We start from the raw sequence: 22,574 nt of genomic DNA on the forward strand, positions 1-22,574 counted from the left end.
CCTCAACAGCCTCATCCTTACCCGACGACCGAGACGCCCCCGACTGCCGCGCACGCACCCGCTTGTAATGGTTGTACACCGCAACCGACAACGCCTTCTTCGCCACCTCCTGACCGATGACGTACTGCTCCAAGAACTCGTAGATCTCACGCGGCTTCGGCAGCTCCGACAACCCACCCGTCTCCGGGTTCTCGCTGAGCTCTTCCTCGATGATCTCGTTGCAGAGGTCGATGCACTCGTCACAGATGTACACGCCAGGCCCTGCGATGAGCTTCTTGACCTGCTTCTGGCTCTTGCCACAGAAAGAGCACTTGAGCAGATGGTCGGCGTCGCCGATACGTGCCACGCGGAGTGTCCTTCCGTCGTCTCAGGTGCTGACATGCCTGTCGAACCGCGGACGTCGCGCCGCGTCCTTCGACGGTACATCCTTTCCCGGCTGCGTGGCACTCAACCCCGCAGCCGGGCGCGTCGCTGGACCTACCCGACCAGGCTCGCCTTACGCGAGGAGGTGAAGTTGTCCACCAGTCCGTAGTCGATGGCTTCCTGGGTGGTGAGGATCTTGTCCCGCTCGGTGTCCGCGCGGATCTGCTCGGGTGTCTTGTTGGTGTGCTTGGCGATCAGCTCCTCCATGAGCCGCCGCATGCGCTCGATCTCGTTGGCCTGAATCTCGATGTCACTCGCCTGGCCGAACATGCCCTCGGCGAGCGCAGGCTGGTGGATCATGACCCGTGCGTTCGGCACGGCGAGCCGCTTGCCCGGCGCACCGGCCGCTAGCAGGACGGCAGCCGCGGACGCCGCCTGGCCCATGCAGACGGTCCGGATGTCCGGCTTGATGAACTGCATGGTGTCGTAGATGGTGGTCATCGCCGTGAATGAGCCGCCCGGCGAGTTGATGTAGATCTCGATGTCACGGTCCGGATCCATCGACTCCAGGCAGATCAGCTGCGCCATGACGGCGTTCGCCACGTCGTCGGAGATCGGCGTGCCGAGGAAGATGATCCGCTCCTCGAACAGCTTCGCGTACGGGTCGATGCGCCGGAAACCGTAGGAGGTGCGCTCCTCCCACTGCGGGATGTAGTAGTTCATCGCGTCGTCTCTCTTGTCTCGGTGTGACGTGGAAGCTGGTCAGGCCTCGTTGCTGGGCAGCTGGGAGGCGCTGGTGATGACCTGGTCCACGAAGCCGTACTCGCGCGCCTCGTCGGCGGTGAAGTAGCGGTCGCGGTCGCTGTCGCGCTCGATCTCCTCGACGTCACGCCCTGTGTGCTGGGCGATCAGGGCAGCCATCTCGCGCTTGGTCCGAACCAGCGACTCGGCATGGATGCGGATGTCGCTGGCCGTGCCGCCCACACCACCGGACGGCTGGTGCATCAGGATCTTGGCGTGCTGCAGCGCGTAACGCTTGCCCGGCGCCCCGGCGCAGAGCAGGAACTGGCCCATGGAGGCGGCGAAGCCCATCGCCACGGTCACGACGTCGGGCTTGATGTACTGCATCGTGTCGTAGATCGCCATACCGGCGAAGACCGACCCACCAGGCGAGTTGATGTAAAGATGGATGTCCCGGTTCGGATCCTCAGCCGCCAGCAAGAGCAGCTGAGCGCAGATCGCGTTCGCGTTCTGGTCGCGCACCTCGGCACCGAGGAAGATGATGCGCTCGCGCAACAGGCGGTTGTAGATGTGGTCGTCCAGACCCATGCCCGAAGAGGGCGTCTGGGCCTGCGGGAAAGAGACGGAATCTGGCGTCTCCAGACGTGGGTTCACCGTACGCTCCTCAGGCTCTTGCCGATCATGGTCACGGTTGTCAGTGACACTGGTGTCCTATCTGTACTGCCCGGCGCCGCTCCACACCGATCCGGTACCGGGCCTAGTGGGATTCAACGCCGCAGCACTGACACTAACCAACTGAACCACCCGCACCTTCCATGCCCCGGCCCCTGTTCGCTCATGGCGTGCGCGGCCCTGCTGACGTTCGCTCACAGCGTTCACAAAACGGCTGACGCCGGCACCGAGATACTCGGCACCGGCGTCAGCGTGCAAAGTGTCAGAGTCCAGCTGGAGACTTAGGCCTCAGGCTTGGACGCGTTCTCGTCGTCCGAGGCCGAGCCGCCCGGTTCGGCGTCCGCGGACTCGGCGCCCGCGGGCTCGGCATCCTCCGACTGAGCCTCGTCAGAGTCGGCCTCGGTCTCGTCGATCTCGGCGAACTCGACTCCACCGGCCGTCGCCGCCTCGACACCACCTTCCGCCTCGCTCTCGTCCACCAGGCTGCCGTCCTCGAGCAGCCGGTCGAGGTCGACCGTCTCACCCGAGGCGTCAACGACCGTCGCCTTCTCGACGACCATGGCCAGCGCCTTGCCGCGGCGCACGTCAGCGGCGGCAGCAGGAAGCTCGCCGTTCTCCACCAGCCGCTGCGCCAGCTGATTCGGGTCCATCCGGCGCTGCATCGCCTGCTGAACCACGTAGGCGGACAGTTCCTCCTGGCTGGCCTCGAGCTCCTCGGCCTTGACGAGTTCGTCCAGGACGAACTGCTGGACCAGGCTGTCGCGGAACTGCTTCTCGAACTCCTGCCGATGATCGTCGTCGCCGTGGCCGTCGCTGAAGTGCTGCTCCACCTGGGCCTGGACGATCTCCTCCGGGATCGGAACGTCGCCGGCCTTCTCGATCAGCGCCTCCAGAACCTTGTTCCGGGCCTGCGTCGCCTGCTCGATGCGCGCCTCCCGCAGGGCCTGCTCACGCAGATCCTCGGTCAGCTCCTCGAGCGTGTCGAACTCACTGGCCAGCTGCGCGAACTCGTCGTCCAGCTCCGGGAGCTGCTGCTCCTTCACACCGGTGACGGTCACCTCGCAGTCGACTTCCTCACCCTCGTGGGTTCCGACCAACGTGGTCCGGAAGGTGGCGGACTCGCCCGCGGACAGGCCGGTCACCGCCTCGTCCAGACCCTCGATCATGCCGCCGCTGCCGATCTGATACGACACGCCGGTTGCCTGGCCACCCTCGATCGGCTCACCGTCTGCGGTCGCGTTGAGATCGATCTGGACGAAGTCGCCCTCGGCCGCCGGCCGCTCGACACCCGCCAGGGTGCCGAAACGCGCCCGAAGGTCGTCGAGACGCTTGTTGACGTCCTCATCGGTCACCTCGAGGTCATCGACCTGGACCTCCAGGCCCTCCCACTCCGGCAGCTCGATCTTCGGCCGGACGGCGACCTCGGCGGTGAACTTCAGCTCCTCGCCGTCGTTGAGCTCGGAGACGTCCAGCTCCGGTTGCCCGAGCGGCTGGAGGTCGTTCTCCCGGATGGCATCGCCGTAAAGCTTCGGGATGGCGTCGTTGATAGCCTCTTCCAGCACGACGGGGCGCCCGACGAACTGGTCGATGGCGAGCGGCGGCACCTTGCCCTTGCGGAAGCCGGGGATGTTGACCTGGCCGCTGATGCGCTTGTACGCAGATTTGATGTTCGGCTCGAGTTCGGTGAACGGAACCTCGACTGCGAGCCGGACCCGCGTCGGGTTGAGGGTCTCGACGACGCTCTTCACGCTGACGTGTCTCCTGTAGTGGGTGGCCTTGTGTTTGCTACGTGGCTTATGTCACAGGTCAGTGGTGGACCCATGTGTCAGGCCCACCACCGTACCCGCTGGCTGGTCGGGGCGACAGGACTCGAACCTGCGATCTCCTGCTCCCAAAGCAGGCGCGCTAGCCACTACGCTACGCCCCGCGTGCCTCACCAAGTCTACGGTAGGACGCGCTATAGTCTTAACCGGCGGGTGCTCGCAGCCGCCGCGCGGGTGTAGCTCAATGGTAGAGCCCCAGCCTTCCAAGCTGGTTGTGCCGGTTCAATCCCGGTCACCCGCTCCACAGCGAAACAGCAGGTCAGAATAGGTCTGGCCCTGATCTTGGCTTCGACCTTCTTTGTGGTGTTTGCGAGGTTCGTGCGATCCACGTGCGATTAGCTCGTCGGGCTTTCTGGCCCGTGCTGCTGGCTTTGGCCTCGTCGGGGCCGGTTGCCGGACCGCTCGTGGCGGTGTGCTGCTCGCCGATGGCGGCGCTCAGTCTCCGGGCGATCTCCCGGTCGCGTTCGTTGGTGGCGTGCTGGTAGATCAACGCGGCGCGCATGCTGGCGTGCCCCATCCGGTTCATCAACTCGCGCGTGGTGGCACCGGAGAGTGCGGCGAGGTGGTTGCCAGTGTGCCGGAGGTCATGAAACCGGAAGCCGTCGGGCAGGCCTGCCTTCCGGACGGCCGCCGCCCAGTTCGCGCTGCGGTGCCAGTTCCCGCGCCGCAGCGTCGCGCCCTTCTCCCCTGTGAACAGCAACGCTTCCGACGACGACGCGACGTATGTGACCAGATGGCGCTCGAATTCGGGAACCAGGATCGGCGGCAGCGCGACAGTGCGGAATCCCGCTGCGGACTTCGTCGGGCCCGGGACGAGCTGGCCAGAGTCAAGCTGAGCGAGCTTTCGCGGCACCCGGATGCTCGGCGCTGAAAGGTCGACGTCGCTGCGGCGCAGCGCTATAAGTTCACCCCACCGGAGCCCAGTGAACGCGGCCGCGAGGATGAGCAGTCTGAACCGCTCGGGCATGTTGTCCGCCAGCGCGTACACCTGAGGTATCGACGCAACGGGCCGTTCCGGTGAGTATTCCTTGTCCGCACTCTTGATCCGGCACGGGTTGCGCTTGATCCGACCGTCGTCCACCGCCGTGTTCATGATCGCCCGCAGCAGCCGATACGACTTGGCGACCCGGATCTCGCTCCGTCCCGCATCCCGCAACTCGGCGCGCCAGGACCGCACCACCTCCGTCGAGATCTCCGTCAGCGCTCGCTGCCCAAGGAACGGCTCAAGGTGCAGCCGGAACAGGGACCGGTAAATCTCCCTCGTTCGCTCGCTGACCTCGCGCTCCGCGATCCACCGAGACGCATACTCGCTGAACTTCACCTGCCCGAGAAGCGGGTCTATCCACTCGCCGCGAAGAATCTCCGACTCCCGCAACGTGAGCCAGTCGCTGGCCTCGCCCTCCCGCTCGAACGTGTCCGGAGCATAGCGACGCTGCCCGTCGTCGCCGAGGTAACTGGCCTGGAACCGACCCGACGGAAGCTTGCGCACCCAGCCGAACCGGCGACGGCCCTGTCGGGCCATCACGCCACGACCCCTCGCCGCGTCACGCGAGGTTCGACGGTGCCTTTCTCGACGAACTCGGCGACCGCGCTCTCCGGGATACGAACGTGGCGACCCACGTGGACGAACCGGATACGGCGTCCGGCGATCAACCTGCGCGGAAACCTCTCAGTTGTGCCGAGCAACTCAGCGACTTCAGCCACGGACAGCAAGCGCTCCACCATCGACGGTTCCTTCCCCCGGCGCCCAGAACTCCCTACGCCTATAGGGAGCCCCAAACCCGCGCACATCACCCCGGTCCAACCGATGCGCCTGGGTTTTCAGATCTCCCGACACCTCTTGGGTGCCGCCGCCGCGCGCACACGGCTGCGTCTCCGATGTGTCTTCGGCAAAGCGATAGCTTCCGCCAGCGGCGGGAGCTATCGCGTGTTGATTTGCGGCCAGCCGTTGACCGCCTTCGACGCCCCCGATGGGGCGAACCGTCCTCGACATTCCAGGGCGAACGCAGCAGGTGAGCGAGTTCACCCTCCAGGTGCTGTCCGCGACGTCGTAGATGGTGAGGAGCAGCACACGTCCCACGACACCGGCGGGTCCGTCACGAGCAGACAAGAATAGGCGGGCGTTCACCGCGGTCGGGGCCGAGGGATAAGCGTTGGCATCGCACGTCGCTGTCGTAGGTGCAAGGTAGTGTGCAGCCCATGGCGCACAGCATGCTGGGTAGTCTGATGAGACAGGCAGCGCAACGAATGCGGCTCGACTTCGAAGCGAGCGCAAATGCCGTAGGCCACAACGCATCAAAGGGGACCGTGCGAGAAGGCATCTTAAACGGCTATTTGAAGAAATACATGCCGCGGAATGTGCTCCCAGTCGGCAGCGGGGAGGTCATTGATGTGGACGGTGGGCGTTCACGGCAATGCGACCTCCTTGTCGTCGATCCCTCGCACCCTCCTCTCTATGTGGGGGAAAGCGATGAGCACAGCATCGTTCCGGCCGAGTGCGTGTATATGGTAATCGAGGTAAAGTCGAACCTTACGGTATCGGAACTGAACCAAGCGTGCGAGAATATTCTCAGCGTGAAACAACGACCGAAGCGGGCATTCGTGAGACAGCCTATTGGCCAGGTCATCAAACGCTACGGTCGAAGCTACGACTACTTTCCGACCGTGGGTGTTATTTTCGGATACGATGGCGCCTCGCTCCACGCCTTGGGCGACGCATTAGCAGAGTGGTCGCTCAATCATCCTTCCGAACATTTGCCGGACAGCGTATGGATATTGGGCAAGGGATGGTTCAACTGGACGGGATCGACGGGGCATCCGACCCCCTATCCCGAGCCTGGATCTTCACTGCTTTCATTAAAGCCGTGGAAAGATCAAGATATCTTACTTCCGATGACCCTCCACCTCCATACGCACCTCGTCAGCGCATTTATGGAACCGCTCGACCTCGTCCCATACGCGGATCGTGATTCTCTAGGCGTATCCAGTAGGAGATGGTTCTTCCACGATGGCAATTCGGCGGCCGGCACCGTGTCGACGCTCGACTTCGATTGATTGAAAGGTTCACGAGCGATTGGAAGATCAATCGCCTGGTCACGGAGGAACACTGGGGGCCAACTGCACATGCGGAGCGGATACCCGATCTGTTGCGATCGACTCAGCCATCGGCTCGTGAGCCCGGGGCGGCGTAAGCCGCGTCCACGCCTACACCATCCGAGGCTTGCGTGAAGGTCTCCGTGTTCGGCCACGTACTGTTGTGAGGCACACCAAGCCCGCCGTCGAATTCGTTGGGCCAGACACGTTGGCAAACGAGAGGCCTGAGCCGCTACCGACACGCGTCAGCGGCGGACGGACAACTCACCGGATTTCCCCCTGAATCTCTGGAGAGGCGTGGTGGGGATGCGCACCCTTGACACCGTGGTACCGAGCCGCCCGCAACCGCATCAAGGCACGCCCAAGCAGATCGGCATCGGCTACGGGGAGAGCGGGTGGGCCCGCGCGGCGAGCGCGGTCTGATCTGTAGGTCCTGGGCCATGCGACGTCCGAGACGTGGCCGATGGTCTGAAGACTACTGAACCGGCGGCGGCGCGGCCGCTTAGCCGCCGCTTTGGAACTGCGGCTCACCCGGCCAAGTGTCCGGTCTCAGGTGCAGAATGGCGGTCTGTGCTTCCGAGACGGAGGTTGGGATGGCGCCGCGGATAGAGAGCCTCTCGGTCAGAAACCTGCGCTCTGTCGGTGATGAGCGTGTGACCGTCCGATTCCCAGAGAGCGGGGTCCTCGTACTGCTCGGCGAGAACAACGCCGGAAAGAGCAACGTCACCAGGGCATTGGACATCCTCTTTGGCGACACCTGGCCCGGCAGTCGACGGCTGGAGGACCACGACTTCCACGAACGCGACAGTGACGGGATCGCGGTCGAGGTCGGCGCTGCCGTGTCCGGCATCCCGTGCACGTACTGCAACGGCGGGGAAGTCGCGTACCTGAGCTGGTCGTACGACCCACAGAATCCGTCGGAGGGCGGCAGCCCAGTTACGTACCGCTTCACATGCAGCAACCAGCGTTGCAACAGGTCCTACGTGAAGAACGAGATGCGGTCCGCGCTCTCTGCCGCTGTCCTCGACGCGGACCGCCGTCTCGACTACCAGCTCAGCTATGCGAGCAAGTACACAATGCTGTCGAAGCTGATGCACCGGTTCCACGAGCGTCTGCTCGCCGACCCCGTGAGAAAGCAACAGCTTGCCCAGGTCTTCTCCAGCCTGCTCGCGGAGTTCGGCGGTGTACCCGAGTTCGCCGAGTTCAAGCGGCTCCTCGCCGAGACTGCAGCGGATCTTGGGCAGAACCTGCCATACCGGCTCGACATCGATTTCAGCGCGTACGACCCGAGCAACTTCTTCCGGTCACTGCGCATCCACCCGACGCTGTCGGGCGACGTGCGGAACTTCGACGAACTCGGCACGGGTCAGTCGCAGGTGTTGGCGCTCGCGTTCGCTTACGCGTATGCGATGGCCTACGGCCAGTCCGACGGGACGATCCTAGTCGTCGACGAACCTGAGGCCAACCTCCACCCGCTGGCCCAGCAGTGGCTCGCCACGCGCCTGAATGGCCTGGCGGAACCGGGTCTCCAGGTGGTCCTCACGACTCACTCGCCGCACTTCGTCGATCTTGTCCATCCGGAGAACCTGGTCATGGTCCGCAAACAGGAGAACGGTGCCACCACTGTCATGCAGCGGACACGCGAAGAGTTGCGTCAGCTACTGCTTGGACGGGGCGCCCACCCGGAGCGAACCCATGCCGAAACCATCGGTCCCTTCTACGCGGCCGGCGCAACTACGGAGATCATCAGCGGGCTCTTCGCCAGGCGCTGTGTCCTAGTCGAAGGACCGACGGAGGCTCTGGCACTCCCTGAACTGCTGCGAGCGCGAGGCCTTGATGTCCTTCAAGAGGGTATCGCGGTCGTCTCCGTCGAGGGCATCAGCAACATTGCCAAATGGCACAGGCTCTTCACCACACTCGGCATCGAGTGCTTTTGCGTGTTCGACACGGACTCGAACAAGACCGGGACGAACGCCAGAGACTTGCTCGCGAATCGCCAAGACATCATGGCGGCGCTCGGACACGACGCAGACAAAGCGAAGGCCGAGAACCTCTCGACCCACCCCATCTCGGTCGAGGACGGCTACGCCACGCTGAACCCCAATTTCGAGGGTGCCTTGGCCGCGCTCTTCGGCGATCGATGGTCGGAGCTCTACGTGGATGCCGCGCCACTCGTGGGTGACTCGAAGTCCCTTCGCGCCCGCTACGCTGCCCAGCACCTGGGCGGCGGAGACTTCACCGGAGACGCAGCCGCCACGCTCGACGCACTCATCCAGGCGATCCGCGGGAAGCCCGCTGAACAGGCAGACGCCAACGAGGCGAAAGAACCCGCGCCGGAACCGTCTGCCCCAGACCAGTCCAGTCCCGACTCCGTGGAGACGAGCGCTCCAACGACAGCTGACGAACCGCCTTTCTGACAACTGCGCCAGGGAGGCGCAGGTCGGCCTTTGCCCCTGTCATCGGCTAGATGAGGACGGCCTCGGCGACGCTGCGGAATCGTACGAGGGCGATACATCTCAAGCTTGTCGTCGTCTTACGGAGAACTTGGTTCTTCTCTCACTTCCATCCTTTCCGCTCGGACCACGGTCCGAGAGACATGGACAGAACCGCTCCACGTCTTAAACCTGCCCGGTCCGAGATATCAGTTCCTCCGATCCGCTCGAACCCCGGGACACGTCTGGCACCTCGAGCTCCGGCGATTCGGTTGTGCGCGTTCCTGGGGCTCCCTGTCTGGTAGAGGGCTCTGGTTTCAGCGCCCGGCCTACTGGCGGGAGGAGCTGCCATGAATTCGATACGTGATGCTGCGGATTCGATCCGTGTGGTGCTGCATGAGCATACCGAGTGGGACCTGTCGGAGCTCTACGCCGCACTCGGGGACGTTGACGAGTTGACGCGTGGCGTGCGATCCCTGTCTCGGCGGATTCGGTTGCACGTGGAGGCCCTGGCCAAGACGCCTGGGTTGCGGGTCGACGAGCTGGGCGAACCCACCGACCCCAGTACCTTGGCGCGGGAGGCCGCCAGGTCTCTGGCTGACGCCGATACCCACATGGCGAGCGCGAACCGGCAGTTCGGCGTGGCGTGGTCGCGGGTTGGGCGGCTCTACGTCCCCGACCACGCCCAGCCGGTGACACGCGCCGCACAGACACGTCGCGTCCTCTCGGCGCAATCCCCTGTCAGCGGGATTCTCCCAGCCTCTACGCGTCGGCCCCCACGGCGACGCCCGGACCTGCCGCCGAGCATGTGACCGCGGGGGCGCCGCGGTCATGATGTCGCTGAAGGAGTTGCACGCCGGTGACGGCTACACCTATCTGCTTCGCCACGTGGTCGACGCCGAGGGCATGGCCGGGACGGTGTCGCCGCTGTCGCGGTACTACGCCGAGTCCGGTAACCCACCCGGATGGTGGATGGGCACCGGCCTCACCGGACTCGCCCACGGCAGCGGAATCGACGCTGGGTCAGTCGTGACTGAGGCGCAGATGGAGCGGCTGTTCAAACACGGCACCGACCCCGCCACCGCCGTACCCCTCGGTCGCCGGTTCGCGCAACCGAAGTCGTGGCGCGAGCGCGCAGACGCCCGCATCCACGCACTACCCACCGACCTGACCGGGCACGAGCGGGCGACCCGTATCGCGGCGATCGAGACGCAGGAACGCGACCGCCCGGCACGGCGGCCGGTGGCCGGGTTCGACTGCGTGTTCTCCCCACCGAAATCGGTGAGCGCGCTCTGGGCGCTCGCACCCGATCAGGTGCGCGCGCAGATCGAGCACGCCCACCACGACGCGCTCGCCGAGGTGTTGCGGGTGATCGAGCGTGACGTCGCCCGCACCCGCATCGGCACCCGTGGTGTCGCCCAGGTCGACACCCGCGGGGTCATCGCGACCGCGTTCGATCACTACGACTCCCGCGCCGGTGACCCGCAACTACACACCCATGTGGTGATCGCCAACCGTGTCCAGGGCCCGGACGGGTCCTGGCGCACCTTGGACTCGCGAGGGTCGTTGTTCCCGGCCGCGGTCGCGATGAGCGAGTTGTACGACACCCTGCTCGCCGACCACCTCACCCAAGAGCTGGGTGTCGGCTGGGAGCGGCGCGGCACACCACGCAAACCGAAGAACCAGTCCTGGGAGATCACCGGCATCCCCGACCAGCTGATCACAGAGTTCTCCCAACGCGCCCACGGCATCGAAGCGGTCAAAGACGATTTGATCGCCGCTTACCGGCAGGCGCACGGCCGCGACCCGGACGACGCCACGATCCTCCGGCTGCGACAGCAAGCCACCTACGCCACCCGCCCAGGCAAGCAGTTTCGCTCACTCGCCGAGATGAGCACCGACTGGCGCGCACGGGCGACTCACGTGCTCGGGAAAGATCCCGGCCAGTGGGCCGCTTCGCTCATCGATCGCGCGGCGGCTTCGCCGACGCACCCCAACTCCGTTGCGGGTTTGGTGGATCGACTCGCTACCGAGGCGCTCACCGAGTTGAGCACCGAGCGCTCGACCTGGCGCACCTGGAACATCCGGGCCGCCGCCGCGCGTGTCTCCATGCCCTACCGACTTCCCACGACATCGGACCGGGATTCGTTGATCGAGGCGATCACCCGCCGGGTGATTGAACTGTCGGTCTGCATCACCCCACCCGAGCTCGCCGACACACCGAAAGTGTTCCGCCGCGCCGACGGCACCTCAGCGTTCCAACGCTCCCACGCCGACGTCTACACCACCACGACCATTCTCACCGCCGAAAACCACCTGCTCGCCGCTGCCGAGTCCCTTACCGCGCCCGTGGTCGACGACGACGTCATACCGAAGACGGTCACCGCGTCGACGTCGCGGCAAAGCACCCTGTCCGACGAGCAAAGCTCCGCTGTGGTAGCGATCGCGATTAGCGGCCGAGTGGTGGACGTACTGGTCGGGCCCGCAGGCAGCGGCAAGACCACCACCCTCGCCGCCCTGCGGAGTGTGTGGGAGGACCAGCACGGTGACGGTTCCGTCGTCGGTTTGGCTCCGTCCGCGGCAGCCGCCGACGTGCTGCGCGAGAGCCTGGGTATCGCGACCGAGAACACCACGAAATGGCTGCACGAATCCACCGGACCAGCAGCGGAACACCGGTTGCGTCGCGCCGCGCACATGCGTGAACGCCGCGCCGCCGCCCTCGCCGCCGGCAGGTCGACCGCGCCCTTCGACGCTGCACTCGCCCAGCTCAACGAAGCGACGCAGCGTTGGCGATTCCACGCAGGACAGCTCGTCATCGTCGACGAGGCATCCCTGGCCGGAACACTCACCCTCGACACGCTGCATGCGCAAGTCGAACGGGCTGGGGCGAAGCTGCTGCTCGTCGGCGATCCAGCGCAGTTGTCCGCCGTCGACGCGGGCGGCGCATTCGGCCTCCTGGCCCGCCACCTCGGCGACCATGCTCCGCAGCTGACCGGCGTGCGGCGGTTCACCCATGCCTGGGAACGCGACGCCACCATCCGCCTCCGCCAAGGTGACACCGACGTCGTCGACACCTATCTCCAGCACGACCGGGTCCATTCCGGTGACAGCGAAGAGGCCGTTGACGCTGCGTACGACGCCTGGAGGGTCGACATGGCCGCCGGCCTCACGTCGTTGTTGATCGCCGCGGACGCGTCCACCGTGCGGGACCTCAACGCCCGCGCCCGCGCCGATCGCGTGACCGCCGGTGACATCGAACCCGACGGTGTCGCGTTGCATGACGGCACCACGGCGGGCCGTGGGGACAGGGTCGTGACCCGCCGCAACAACCGGAATCTGGTGACCGGGGCAAGGTCGTGGGTGAAGAACGGCGACCACTGGACCGTCCAGCACCGCCACGACGACGGCTCCCTCACCGTCACCCGCGCCGCTGGCGGCCATGCAGTCACGCTCCCGGCCGCATATGTGGCCGAGCATGTCGAACTCGGCTACGCCACCACCACCCACCGAGCACAGGGCGCCACCGTCGACACCGCCCACACCATCGTCGACCCCATCGCCACGACACGGGAATCGCTGTACGTGGGGATGACCCGCGGGCGGCACGCCAACACCGCCTACGTCATCACCGACCACGACGACGAGCTCCCCGACGGTCTGGTCCGCGACGCCGGCGGCGTCCTCGTCGACGTGATCCGCCGCACAGGTGCCGAGCTGTCCGCCCGCGAAACCATCACCGCCGAGCAGGACCACGCCACCACCATCGCCCGCCTCGCCGCCGAGTACGACACCCTCGCCCGCGAAGCCGCCACCCACCACTGGACCGGCCTCCTCAGCACCTACCCACTCCCCGACGCCGACGCGGCGGGGTCACCTGCCTACGCCGCACTCGTCTCCGCGATGCGCCGCGCCGACGCCCACGGCCTCAACCCCACGACGCTCCTACCGCGCCTGGCGGACCGGGACGAACTCCACGCCAACGACGACCCGCTCGACCTGCTTGGCCGTCGCCTGGAAGAGGTCACCGATCGTGCCGCCGCCACCGGGCGCGCCCGCACGCGCGGACGCATGATCGTCGGGCTCATCCCCGCTGCCACCCACGTCGTCGACCCCGAGATGCGGAGAGCGCTCGACGAAAGAGAGGCCCTCATCGAGCACCGAGCCGCAGCGTTGGTCCAGCAAGCCATCACTGAACGGTCACCCTGGCTCACCGGCATCGGTCCTGCACCGCCAAACCCGCAGCAGCGGAAACATTGGATGCGCTGTGTCACCACCATCGCCGCCTACCGCGAACGCCACGAAATCACCGGCCCGGACGCCCTCGGCGATCAGCATCGCCGTGACGACTGGGCCTACCGCAGCGACCGACGGCGCGCCGCCGAAGCACTCCACGCTGTCCGACACGCTTCTGCAGCTGTGGACACGCTGGCTGGTGGAATCGCCCATGAGAGGAGGCCCATCCGCATCAGCGGCCCTGCCCTCTAGGGCAGGCGCATCCTCAGAGGTGGATCAGCACAGCGCCGGGGGTCCGGAGTCAGGGCTTTCGTCGCTGGCTGGGCCGGTCCTGGTGCCACGTCTTGATTGTCGATGCCCACCACAACGGGCCTACCGCCGGCCGGAAATCCGGGTCCGGCATCTGACCGCGGCTGAGGTACGTGCGCACCGCGTTCGGGGTGACCCCAATGTATGCGGCAACCTCTGTAACGCTCCAGATCTCGTCGTCCTCGGCCACGGCAAGCCACCCTAGTATGCTGCGTTGCGCTGTACTGCTAATCGCAGTATCGTGACGGTGCCGCCGCCTTGGACCGTCTCCATGTGATGCCGGCCGTTGGCGACGACGCGTCATAACCGAATAGGCGGGACCGCCCGGAGTCAGCAGCTCCGAACGGTCCCTTGATCCCCACCAGAACCAGCCTGGAGGAGACCCGTGAGTACGCTACCCAACCATGCCCGGTTGTGCGGTGACCGGCCATGACCCACGCCTCGCCCGAACCGTTCGACCCGCATACTGGCCCGCCTGGCTACGTCTACCATAAGCTCGCCGACCACATCGCTACGCTCATCAATGCAGGTACGTTGAAGCCCGGCACGCGGCTCCCCGCCGAGGCGGAGCTGGCACGCACGTACGACGTCTCCGTCGGGACGCTGCGCCACGCCGTTCGCGACCTCTGCGCACGCGGGCTGGTCGTCAAGATCCCCGCCAAGGGCACCTACGTCGCTGGAAGTAGGTGACCGGCGATGGAACAACATACGTTCACCTGCACCGCGACCCGAAATGACCGAAGCTGGTTCATCCAATGCGATCAGCTCCCGGCCGCTTGCACCATAGTGAGGATCCTCACCCAAGCCGCTCCGCAGATGAAGCGAGCGCTCGCCGCCAGCCTCGCCGTGCCCGAAGACCAGGTCGCCGTTGACGTCCGGCCTGTCTTACCCACGGCCGTTCACGAGCACCTCAACCTTGCCAAACAACTCCGCCGGACGGCAGCTAAGGCCAATCACGCAGCAGCCGTCCACACACGCACAGCCGCGCACATCCTCAACAAAGAGGGACTCTCACTCCGGGACATCGGAACCGCCCTCGGAGTTTCCCATCAACGCGCCCATCAGTTACTCAGTCCGAAGCAGGTGAAGTCATGACGACAGCACCGTGGACGCGAGTACCGGCACGGCGGAGCAACACTCGTGAAGTCGCGCTATCGATCCACGACTCCCGATCCAAGTACACTGCTCGCATGAGCGGAGAACGCGAGGAGTTGGCGCGGCTCGTCGAGGAGATCCCCGATGAGCAGGTTCCGCGTGCGCTCGCAGAAATGCGCAAGCACCTCCGCCCCGTCCGAAACCGTCCATGGCCGCCCGCGTGGTTCGGGAGCGCACCAGGCGACGGCACCGCAGTCGGGGCGAACAGCGAAGAGCACCTCGCCGACGGGTTCGGCCAGTACAAGTGATCGTATGCGACACGGGCCCGTTGGTCGCGGCAGCATTGTCGAAGGACCCGGATCATCACCGATGCGTAGAACTATTCACCGGCCTACACCTCGCCCAGCGCGAGATGATCATTCCCAGCCCGGTAATCGCTGAAGTCGGGTACCTCCTGGCAACCAAGGCCAGCCCGCACGTTGAGGCTGGCTTTCTAGAGTCGCTGGCCAACGAAGACTTCCACGTTGAAGAACTCAAGGTCAGCGACTACTCGCGCATGGCCGAACTCGTCGAGCAGTACGCCGACCTCCCACTAGGGACAACCGACGCCGCGGTCCTCACAGTGACAGAGAGACTCAATATTCAAGAGCTAGCGACGCTCGATCTGCGACATTTCAACGTGGTCAGACCCAAGCACGTCAAAGCACTGACGTTGTTGCCGTAGACGGAGGAGATTCGGCTCTCACGAAATCCGTGAGGGATCTCCGAAGCTTGGCCGCATGCGCACTCTTGGAGTGGCCAAGCGAGGCGAGGGCGACTGAGAACACCATAATATTAGGCAATGACCCCCGAGCCGCCCACCCACCGAATGGAGAGAGCCACCCATGCCTCTAGTGCCTGTCGCCCTCAGCCTCCTGCACCGTTCAGACGGCGCGATCCTTTGCAACCCGACCATAGTTGACATAAATGGAGAACACGAGCTTATCGGGGTTGCCCAGAAGGCACTAGAACAACTTGGTTTTGAATATCCAGACATAGAACTCTACTATGCGGGCGTCGCTATCGGGCTTCCAACAGCGGACGATGATCCATGGAGTCCGATTTCCCGCGCACTACCCGTCGTTGTCGAGGAGAACGGCCGATTCCTGTGGGAAACGTTCCGGCCCGCCCTCACGTACAAGCAACTTGTCACGACAGCAGAATCGGGATTTTGTGCAGATCCGGGCGAGGGGATTTCTCTAATCCTGACTGGCGGATACGGTGGTCTGGAGAGCATAGATTGGCCACTCTTCCTCCACGCATTGGAGTCCACGCGAGACCACCTCATAGTACTGGGGGCAATTTACGGCGGCGTATCGGCCGTTCGCGACATATGCACAGGCGCGAAAAAGGCATTCGACGGAGGCATCTCAGCTATCCGCCGGCTCACCACACATAACTCGCCCGCTGATCCATTAAGCATTGCGCTTGCAGTCGACCGTTCCATCGAGCTACGTCTCGATGTCGTAGCGAGAGGGTTGGACCTCTCGAATCAAGACACGGCCGCACTCCTGGATGTCCTCGGATTCATCCCGACCAATGAAAGGCATATATATACCCAAGGCGCTACTCGGCTATGTAGACTAAATAGAATTCTCTATGAATCGAGCGCAAGATCAGGAGCAATAGATCAAGAGGAACTCAAACAATATCTTACAGAGCTACGGCGAGATATTGACGTTTTAATGGAGGAAGTGGCTAAGAACAAGAGCTCACACCTGGACCAACCCGGCGCCCCGATCGAGCACCTACTTGGGCGCGGTTGGGAACCTCCTCGGTAAGAAGCTCCGCTGCATCACTCGCATCCGGACGAGCCTGCTCGGACCGAGAGCAAGCGAGAACCTGCCGGGCGTCCAATTGGATATAGCCAACCATAGAGCGCGGCCCAAACAGCTACGGACACTGTTCACGCTGGTCAACATCAGAGCGCTCGCCGCGGTCATGGATCAACACCGTTGGCACTGGTGTGGTATCAGGCGAACTGGGCCACGGCCGCGTTGTCAATAAAAGATCGTTGGGGTCACGAAGGGCGATGACACACGGGCCGCAATGGATCTCCTCACCGCAAAGCCGCAAGGGCAGCATAGGGGAGTGAGCTTGATTCATGTATTCCTCGGTAACACGGCATTCGTGCACCACACAACACAATTGGAGCCTGGAGTTGAATCCGATCAACCGCTCCTGCACGGCCTATGCGTGCCCGGCTGCTCCCCGGCCATCTCCGCTTCCATTCTGATACTCGGTTTCGCCTCGCAAGTGCGCCAGCAGGTTCCGGCCAAGCGTCTGCCAGTCCGTCCAGGGCACGCCGCTCCAGTCGGCCAGCATTTGGCCGGACTCCTCGATGGACCACCCCTCGTTCCAGACATAAGGTTCGAGATTCGGCCCATGTGACGCCCAAGCTGCCAGGAGTGATCCACGACGCCGCTCGCTCCGACCGATTACGGCGTGGTACGGATCGGCAGCGCCGGTAGCAAGTACGCGCCGGAATCGATCCATATGAGGGAACCTCCGCCAGGCGTAGCCAAATGCAAATTCGAACTTCAGTTTGTCGGCAGTGATGGCGTACACACCCTCATACAGCACCGCCAGGGCAAGTCCCTGCGCGACGTAGGACTCCTGATTGGCGTTCGACAACGTGGGCTGCGCCATGACCTGACAATACTCAGCCGGAAGAGCTTTGCGCCTCTCAACGCGCCATGTGGGCGCACCGCAGGTGACGGCTCAGGGCATAATGAACCATGCCCAGCCCTCCGGTCAGTAGCGAGATCGCCGCCGCGCTGGGGAAGTTCTTCTTCGCTGGGGCCGGGCCGAGCCACAGCACTCTCACTAGAGCGTTCCTCAACACTGGCTACGGGCAGGACGATCCCTACGACGAGGCCGCCGGCGCGCCCAATAAGCAGCAGCGCGTACTGGCTGTCGTGAACGCAGCGCGCCGACGGCCTGCTGGGGCCCGGCGGCTGGTTGACGAGCTCCTCACTGCCCTTCGCATGGAGGGATGCCTCGAAGACCCGTCCTTGACGAGCCAACGGCAGGCGCTTGGCCGTGCGTTGTCCAGGGCTGGTTGGGCGCTCGACGCCGACGGCTACATGACAACGGTCGGAGTGATAAACCTTGAGACCGGCGGACGTTCAGCCCTTGACGAGCAGCTTGCTCGGCTCCAGCGAAACAGCGAGGACCCCGCTGCCCTTCTGGGCGGTGCCAAGGACCTCCTCGAGTCAATCAGCAAGTTCGTGCTGGAAGAACGGATGATGCTGCCTGACCGCCGGCTCGATTTCGATGAAGCACTCCACCTGGCCCTAGACCAACTCGGCTTGCTACCCAAACTGGTTGATACGGAGGTGCCTGGCGCTAAGCAGCTCCGGGCCATATACCAATCAGCTAAGACGACCGCGTCCACCGTCAACGAGCTTCGCAACCTACAGGGCACCGGTCACGGGAGAACACTTCCAACTGGCGTAAACGCGGAAGCTGGTCGCTACGTGATCCGGGAAGCCGCCCATGTGGCCGAACTTATGCTGGCTGCCCACGACCGGCAAATGGGGCGATCAGAGTAGTCCCGTTGGAAGCGCTGCAATTCTCTCGGCCTGCCCGTCGTAGTCCGAGGCACGAACAGACTACGAGCCGTGCTGGGCGCATAGCGAACGGGTACCAGGAGTCGCGCCCTACGTCGTGCGATTCGCGTGCGATAAGACCCGGCCAATCGCGAGCTGGCGCGGACACCCACGGTCACTGTCCGCGCTGATCAGCACCCCAGTGCTCGCCTCCTGGCCGTTCTTCCAAGCTGGTTGTGCCGGTTCGATCCCGGTCACCCGCTCCACGCACGAAGGCCCAGGTCAGGTGGTAGTTTCCGCTGGTCTGGGCCTTCATCGTTCCACCTCCTCTCAGCCCTTCGTGCCCGCTACGTGCCCGATCGAGCGCCGACGAGCGGAGGATCTTCGTCGCCGTCACCCGGCCCAGTGGTCTTGAGACCGGCGATCAGACTGTCCAGAGCGGCCGCAATGGCGTGATCCCGGCCGCTGGTTGCGTGCTGGTAGATCAGCGCCGCCCGTGCGCTGGAATGACCGAGCCGTTGCATCAGCTCACACAGGCTCGCCCCGGTACTCGCCGCCAATGTGGCCCCGGAATGCCGCAAGTCATGAAAGTGCAGTTCAGGCAGGCCGACCTCACGAGTTGCCCGACGCCAGATCCGATGGAAGTTCGTCCGGCTCGGCGTAGCGCCTTTCGGGCCGAGGAAGACCCGACCATCTGGACCCTTCTCCGCGAACACCTGCAGATGCCACCGAATCTCGGGCACGAGCGCCTCAGGAATGGCAACCCGACGCCGACCCGCCCAGCTCTTGGGCGACGTCACCACGGGCGCTCCCGAGATCTGTTGAACCGACCGGCTGATCTGGATGAAGCGGGCGTCCAGGTCGATGTCACCACGGCGCAGGCCCAGCAGCTCGCCCCATCTCATGGTTCCGAACGCCGCCAGCAGAACCAGCAGCCGATACCGGGCCGAGGCAGCCACCGCCCCCGTACTCCTCTCGCCGGACGTGGGCCGAGCGCAGCACGTTGATCGATATCCGGGTGACCACCGCCGAAAGGTGCGCCTTGGTCGACGTGGGTTGCGACGGCGTGGTTGCAGAGCGCAGCCAGGTCTCATGGACCGCGTCCTCGGCCTCGCTCGCGCTGCCGAGGATCCGGTAGCCGATCGAGAACAGCAACGGGCGCAGCTCCTCGAAATCCTCCGTCAGCTCGGTTCCCGTCTGAGCTCAGTGCCGCTGCCGGAATGGAGCGAGCGTGGTGCGCACGAGGTCGGCGGCGCCCCAGTCGGGTTCGAACTGGGCGATCACAGCCAGGTGCTGGCGTAGCTGGAGGATCGGCATGCGTTCGCGCCAATCGCGGTCGAGCCCGGCCAGCTCGGCGTACAGCTCAAAGAACACATGCGCCTCCGGCGGCGGCGCCGTCGACCACAGATGGGCCAGGTCGACCTCGGCCCAGGTGTACGACACGGCGGGGTCGATCAGCGCGGGCCGCCCATCGGAGGTGGCCATGACGTTCAGTGCCCAAAGGTCGCCGTGCGTCAGGCACGCGGGTCTCACCGGCAGCAGCTCGGGCAGCCGATCGCACAGCCGCTGCAGCGCCGCCCGGTCCTCGGGGTCGAGCGCCTCCTGGACGCGAGGCTCGCCGAGCCAGCGCAGCAGACGATGCTGGGCGAAGAACTCGAACCCATCGTCATCCCAGGTATTGATCTGCCGACGACGGCCCAGCCAGTTGTCCCGGTGCCACCCGAATCGGGGGTATCGCGTGGTGGTGTGCAGGTGAGCGAGCGCATGCGCGAGCTGCTCCCAAAAGGCCTCGGTGCCCGGGCGGGGCTGCAGCGCGGACAAGACGAGCAGGTCGCGGTCCGCGAGGATAACCTCGGGCGTAGCGACGCCGCCCGCCTCGCGCAGCGTGGTGAGTCCTTCGGCCTCCGCGAGGAAGGCGTCGTCCGACGGCGGCTCGCCGAACGCCTTGACGAACACCGGCGTGCCATCACCGCGGCGCGCGAGGCCTGCGGTCGCGGCGAGGCCCCCAGTGGCTGGCTCGATCCCGCCGACGTCGGTCACGCCGGCCGCGTGCAGGCGTTGGAGCAGGAAGGACGTCACGACTGTCGCGGGTGCCGGGGACCCTGCTGCTCGGGGATTCGTACGTGGATGATGGTGATGGCCTGCCTCCTAGCGCCGGGTCCCGACCATAAGATCCTGCACCATCCGCCTTGGACGGAATATCGGCGGGGCGCATTCAGGCGTCACCGGCAGATGCGGACACATCAGAGGGAAGGGCACGTGGATCGTCGCGGATCTACCAGCGATCAGCCGTGTCGCCGCTGGAAAACGCGGTGTCGAGGCGTGGCACGCCACCATCGAGTTCGCATTGTGCCAGCTCGAACACTTCACCACCAAGGCCGAGGGGTATCCCACAGCTCTGAGCGGCTGAGGAACGCAAAGACCGATGAAGGTAACCGGATGACCAAGACGCTCCCGATGATTCCGGTCGGCCGGACGAGCCGAGTTGCTGGCGTTTGTGGCTTTAGGCTGCAGGGCATGGCCAGGATCGATGCGTCCACGCACGACGAGGATTTGGTGCGGGTGTACGGTCCGGCGACGTGGCAGGTCTACGACGAGCTTGACATCTCGCTGAATCCTCGGGGCCCTGACTGGTTGCACGATCTGGCCGCGGACCTGATCCCGGCTAATGGCAACGTCATTGATGCCGGGTGCCGCGATGCTGCGCACCTCGTTCAGCTGATGCGCGCCCACCCCAGTGCTCGCGGCTTCGGGATAGACCCGGTCCCACTACACGTCGAGAAGGCGCAGTCGCTGGTAGTGGAGAACGGCCTGCAGGACAGAGTCGAGGTGATGTTGAGTGACATTGAGTCGGCGGCTACAACAGGCAAACAGTTCGACTTCGTCTGGTGTCGGGATGTGCTGGAGCAGGTCGCCGATCTGCAGACTGCCGCACGAGCGTTAGCCTCGCTCACGCGACCCACGGGCACATTGCTGGTCTTCACGACGGTGGCCACCGATCTCCTGTCACCAGACGAGGCGGCGATGCTCAAGCGACACTTGGCAAACGTGCCGGCGAATCTGTCCCGGTCGGCGGTCGAGGACGCGTTCCCCGCCGCCGGCCTGGATGTGATTCAGTGCCATGAGATCGGAACCGAGTGGCGGGAGTGGGCTGAGGAACGCCACGCTCCGGCGTCCACGGCGCTCTTGCGGTTGGCGCGGCTGCGTCGCGATCGGGCACGTCTCGATGCGTTGCACGGATCCGACATTGTTGATCATGTCGAGGCGAACCTGCATTGGGAGATCTACCAGTTCATCGGCAAGCTGGCCTCCCTCGTCTATGTTCTGCGACCGACAGCAACAAGATGAGAGTCCCCGCCGGGCTGCCGAGGCGTACCCGCTCTCGCGCGGCAGGGCCGCCGTCCTGCGACCAGGTTCGGCGGAACACCCGGCCAATGGCCTCTTCAGATCTGTTACGCGGCTGCCGTATCGAGGACAGCCAGACAGAGAAGTCGGTCGTTCGATCCTCGATCATTGGGTTCCGTGATTCTCTTGGTACGAAACCCAGCTATCCGTAGGCGCTCGTCGAGTTCCTCTCGTGTCCACGGGCGCATCGTGAAGTCGTAGGAGGCAAGCCGCGGAGATCCCGTGCCGGGGCGCAGCTCATGTTCCTCGTGCGTATAGATGAGACCGTCCTGGAACGTACTTTCGATTTTGAAGACGAGCGTCCCACGCGGTGTCTCGACCACCTTCTCCATACGATGGCCCGTTCCGATGCGGCGTTCGGATCCGGCCCGCTCGCGGACGTCAAGGACGAGACCGCCGCCAGAACGGGTGTATGAAGCGAAACGGTCGAGGACTGCTTGCCTCTCGATGTCCTTGGTCATGTCGTTGAGTACGCCGCGGCACACGATGGCGTCGTACTGCCTCCCAAGATTGAGCTCGCAGAGATCTCCGACTTGAGCGTTGGAGGCAGGCAGGCAATCGGTCGCTTGCGACAGCAGTTCAGCCGAGGCATCTACGAGGTCGACCTCATAGCCACGTGCGGCCAGAGCCGCAGCGTAGCGACCCGTACCGCAACCTGCGTCGAGCACCTTCGCGCCCGCTCGAATCCCGACGTACTCAAGTTCTGTTGAGGCGGCCGCGACCCACGGATCCTCCGGAGTTGTGACGAGGTAGTCGTACGCCCAGCCGAAGCTGGCATAGAAGGGTCGAGCGCTGCGTTCTGGCGCGGAGTAGGACAT

The 22,574-nt window shown here is 64.7% G+C and carries 19 protein-coding genes, 2 tRNA genes and 2 pseudogenes; 11 read left to right on the plus strand and 12 right to left on the minus strand.

Annotated features, from left to right (window positions below; genetic code table 11):
• The 5 genes and pseudogenes from G1H10_RS15080 to G1H10_RS15100 all read right to left on the minus strand — a co-directional run.
• On the minus strand, positions 1-346 hold a 346-nt coding region (locus tag G1H10_RS15080; RefSeq protein ID WP_312856582.1), incomplete at its 3' end, for a ClpX C4-type zinc finger protein.
• A 131-nt stretch (positions 347-477) separates the two neighbouring features.
• A pseudogene (locus G1H10_RS15085) lies at positions 478-1,125 on the minus strand (ATP-dependent Clp protease proteolytic subunit); the annotation flags it as partial.
• Complete coding sequence (locus G1H10_RS15090) at positions 1,126-1,758, minus strand: ATP-dependent Clp protease proteolytic subunit (RefSeq protein WP_312856583.1); 633 nt, start codon at positions 1,756-1,758, stop codon at positions 1,126-1,128.
• A 299-nt stretch (positions 1,759-2,057) separates the two neighbouring features.
• On the minus strand, positions 2,058-3,524 hold the full coding sequence (gene tig, locus G1H10_RS15095) for a trigger factor (RefSeq protein WP_163739224.1): 1,467 nt from the start codon (positions 3,522-3,524) through the stop codon (positions 2,058-2,060).
• Positions 3,525-3,627: 103 nt separating this feature from the next.
• A tRNA-Pro gene (locus G1H10_RS15100) sits at positions 3,628-3,703 on the minus strand.
• A 66-nt stretch (positions 3,704-3,769) separates the two neighbouring features.
• Here G1H10_RS15100 and G1H10_RS15105 point away from each other — a divergent pair.
• Positions 3,770-3,843, plus strand: a tRNA-Gly gene (locus G1H10_RS15105).
• A gap of 15 nt (positions 3,844-3,858) precedes the next feature.
• Here G1H10_RS15105 and G1H10_RS15110 read toward each other — a convergent pair.
• Positions 3,859-5,121, minus strand: a complete 1,263-nt coding sequence (locus tag G1H10_RS15110) for a tyrosine-type recombinase/integrase (protein ID WP_174264389.1) — start codon at positions 5,119-5,121, stop codon at positions 3,859-3,861.
• Complete coding sequence (locus G1H10_RS15115; protein WP_163739228.1) at positions 5,121-5,324, minus strand: excisionase family DNA-binding protein; 204 nt, start codon at positions 5,322-5,324, stop codon at positions 5,121-5,123. Before G1H10_RS15115 ends, G1H10_RS15110 begins: the two co-directional genes overlap by 1 nt.
• Positions 5,325-5,798: 474 nt before the next feature.
• Between G1H10_RS15115 and G1H10_RS15120 the strand changes: the two genes are divergently transcribed.
• The 8 genes from G1H10_RS15120 to G1H10_RS15155 all read left to right on the plus strand — a co-directional run bounded on the left by G1H10_RS15120 (position 5,799) and on the right by G1H10_RS15155 (position 16,581).
• Positions 5,799-6,653, plus strand: coding sequence for a DUF6602 domain-containing protein (locus G1H10_RS15120; RefSeq protein WP_163739230.1), 855 nt, complete (start codon positions 5,799-5,801; stop codon positions 6,651-6,653).
• Positions 6,654-7,252: 599 nt separating this feature from the next.
• Positions 7,253-9,109 (plus strand): ATP-dependent nuclease, encoded by a 1,857-nt coding sequence (locus G1H10_RS15125; RefSeq protein WP_163739232.1) that lies wholly within the window; start codon positions 7,253-7,255, stop codon positions 9,107-9,109.
• 365 nt (positions 9,110-9,474) lie between these two features.
• On the plus strand, positions 9,475-9,936 hold the full coding sequence (locus G1H10_RS15130; RefSeq protein ID WP_163739234.1) for a hypothetical protein: 462 nt from the start codon (positions 9,475-9,477) through the stop codon (positions 9,934-9,936).
• A gap of 19 nt (positions 9,937-9,955) precedes the next feature.
• Positions 9,956-13,609, plus strand: coding sequence for a MobF family relaxase (mobF, locus tag G1H10_RS15135; RefSeq protein WP_163739236.1), 3,654 nt, complete (start codon positions 9,956-9,958; stop codon positions 13,607-13,609).
• 486 nt (positions 13,610-14,095) lie between these two features.
• On the plus strand, positions 14,096-14,356 hold the full coding sequence (locus G1H10_RS15140) for a winged helix-turn-helix domain-containing protein (RefSeq protein WP_163739238.1): 261 nt from the start codon (positions 14,096-14,098) through the stop codon (positions 14,354-14,356).
• A 500-nt stretch (positions 14,357-14,856) separates the two neighbouring features.
• The gene (locus G1H10_RS15145) at positions 14,857-15,069 is read left to right on the plus strand and encodes a hypothetical protein (RefSeq protein ID WP_163739240.1); all 213 of its coding nucleotides are present in this window, start codon (positions 14,857-14,859) and stop codon (positions 15,067-15,069) included.
• Positions 14,970-15,485 carry a type II toxin-antitoxin system VapC family toxin gene (locus tag G1H10_RS15150; RefSeq protein ID WP_174264382.1) on the plus strand — a complete coding sequence of 172 codons (516 nt, stop codon included), beginning with the start codon at positions 14,970-14,972 and terminating at the stop codon, positions 15,483-15,485. The genes G1H10_RS15145 and G1H10_RS15150 overlap by 100 nt, the downstream gene beginning before the upstream one ends.
• Positions 15,486-15,645: 160 nt before the next feature.
• Complete coding sequence (locus G1H10_RS15155; RefSeq protein ID WP_163739244.1) at positions 15,646-16,581, plus strand: hypothetical protein; 936 nt, start codon at positions 15,646-15,648, stop codon at positions 16,579-16,581.
• A gap of 409 nt (positions 16,582-16,990) precedes the next feature.
• On the opposite strand, the gene G1H10_RS15160 is transcribed toward G1H10_RS15155, so the two are convergent.
• A complete protein-coding gene (locus G1H10_RS15160; RefSeq protein ID WP_163739246.1) occupies positions 16,991-17,449 on the minus strand; it encodes a hypothetical protein in 459 nt (152 codons plus the stop codon).
• Positions 17,450-17,538: 89 nt separating this feature from the next.
• Here G1H10_RS15160 and G1H10_RS15165 point away from each other — a divergent pair, with 89 nt between their 5' ends.
• Entirely contained in the window at positions 17,539-18,354 is an 816-nt protein-coding gene (locus G1H10_RS15165; RefSeq protein WP_163739248.1) for an abortive infection family protein, read from the plus strand.
• Positions 18,355-18,698: 344 nt separating this feature from the next.
• Here G1H10_RS15165 and G1H10_RS15170 read toward each other — a convergent pair whose 3' ends face one another.
• The 3 genes and pseudogenes from G1H10_RS15170 to G1H10_RS15180 all read right to left on the minus strand — a co-directional run bounded on the left by G1H10_RS15170 (position 18,699) and on the right by G1H10_RS15180 (position 20,430).
• Positions 18,699-19,256, minus strand: a complete 558-nt coding sequence (locus tag G1H10_RS15170; protein ID WP_246219560.1) for a tyrosine-type recombinase/integrase — start codon at positions 19,254-19,256, stop codon at positions 18,699-18,701.
• Positions 19,257-19,294: 38 nt separating this feature from the next.
• Positions 19,295-19,536 (minus strand): annotated as a pseudogene (locus G1H10_RS35040) (sigma factor); the annotation flags it as partial.
• Positions 19,537-19,554: 18 nt separating this feature from the next.
• Entirely contained in the window at positions 19,555-20,430 is an 876-nt protein-coding gene (locus G1H10_RS15180) for a fructosamine kinase family protein (protein ID WP_163739252.1), read from the minus strand.
• Between the two features lie 378 nt (positions 20,431-20,808).
• Between G1H10_RS15180 and G1H10_RS15185 the strand changes: the two genes are divergently transcribed.
• The gene (locus tag G1H10_RS15185; protein ID WP_163739254.1) at positions 20,809-21,699 is read left to right on the plus strand and encodes a class I SAM-dependent methyltransferase; all 891 of its coding nucleotides are present in this window, start codon (positions 20,809-20,811) and stop codon (positions 21,697-21,699) included.
• A gap of 104 nt (positions 21,700-21,803) precedes the next feature.
• Here the strand turns inward: G1H10_RS15185 and G1H10_RS15190 are convergent, their stop codons facing one another.
• Entirely contained in the window at positions 21,804-22,574 is a 771-nt protein-coding gene (locus G1H10_RS15190) for a class I SAM-dependent methyltransferase (protein WP_163739256.1), read from the minus strand.

Source organism: Phytoactinopolyspora halotolerans, from assembly GCF_010550675.1.
GTDB lineage: Bacteria > Actinomycetota > Actinomycetes > Jiangellales > Jiangellaceae > Phytoactinopolyspora > Phytoactinopolyspora halotolerans.

Coding starts and splice junctions, on each gene's coding strand:
- G1H10_RS15120 (WP_163739230.1), top strand. CDS start 5,799: ATGGCGCACAGCATGCTGGGTAGTCTGATGAGACAGGCAGCGCAACGA.
- G1H10_RS15185 (WP_163739254.1), top strand. CDS start 20,809: ATGATTCCGGTCGGCCGGACGAGCCGAGTTGCTGGCGTTTGTGGCTTT.
- G1H10_RS15110 (WP_174264389.1), bottom strand. CDS start 5,121: ATGGCCCGACAGGGCCGTCGCCGGTTCGGCTGGGTGCGCAAGCTTCCG.
- G1H10_RS15165 (WP_163739248.1), top strand. CDS start 17,539: ATGCCCAGCCCTCCGGTCAGTAGCGAGATCGCCGCCGCGCTGGGGAAG.
- G1H10_RS15140 (WP_163739238.1), top strand. CDS start 14,096: ATGACCCACGCCTCGCCCGAACCGTTCGACCCGCATACTGGCCCGCCT.
- G1H10_RS15115 (WP_163739228.1), bottom strand. CDS start 5,324: ATGGTGGAGCGCTTGCTGTCCGTGGCTGAAGTCGCTGAGTTGCTCGGC.
- G1H10_RS15150 (WP_174264382.1), top strand. CDS start 14,970: ATGGCCGCCCGCGTGGTTCGGGAGCGCACCAGGCGACGGCACCGCAGT.
- G1H10_RS15190 (WP_163739256.1), bottom strand. CDS start 22,574: ATGTCCTACTCCGCGCCAGAACGCAGCGCTCGACCCTTCTATGCCAGC.
- G1H10_RS15130 (WP_163739234.1), top strand. CDS start 9,475: ATGAATTCGATACGTGATGCTGCGGATTCGATCCGTGTGGTGCTGCAT.
- G1H10_RS15160 (WP_163739246.1), bottom strand. CDS start 17,449: ATGGCGCAGCCCACGTTGTCGAACGCCAATCAGGAGTCCTACGTCGCG.
- G1H10_RS15155 (WP_163739244.1), top strand. CDS start 15,646: ATGCCTCTAGTGCCTGTCGCCCTCAGCCTCCTGCACCGTTCAGACGGC.
- G1H10_RS15125 (WP_163739232.1), top strand. CDS start 7,253: ATGGCGGTCTGTGCTTCCGAGACGGAGGTTGGGATGGCGCCGCGGATA.
- G1H10_RS15170 (WP_246219560.1), bottom strand. CDS start 19,256: ATGAGATGGGGCGAGCTGCTGGGCCTGCGCCGTGGTGACATCGACCTG.
- mobF (WP_163739236.1), top strand. CDS start 9,956: ATGATGTCGCTGAAGGAGTTGCACGCCGGTGACGGCTACACCTATCTG.
- G1H10_RS15145 (WP_163739240.1), top strand. CDS start 14,857: ATGAGCGGAGAACGCGAGGAGTTGGCGCGGCTCGTCGAGGAGATCCCC.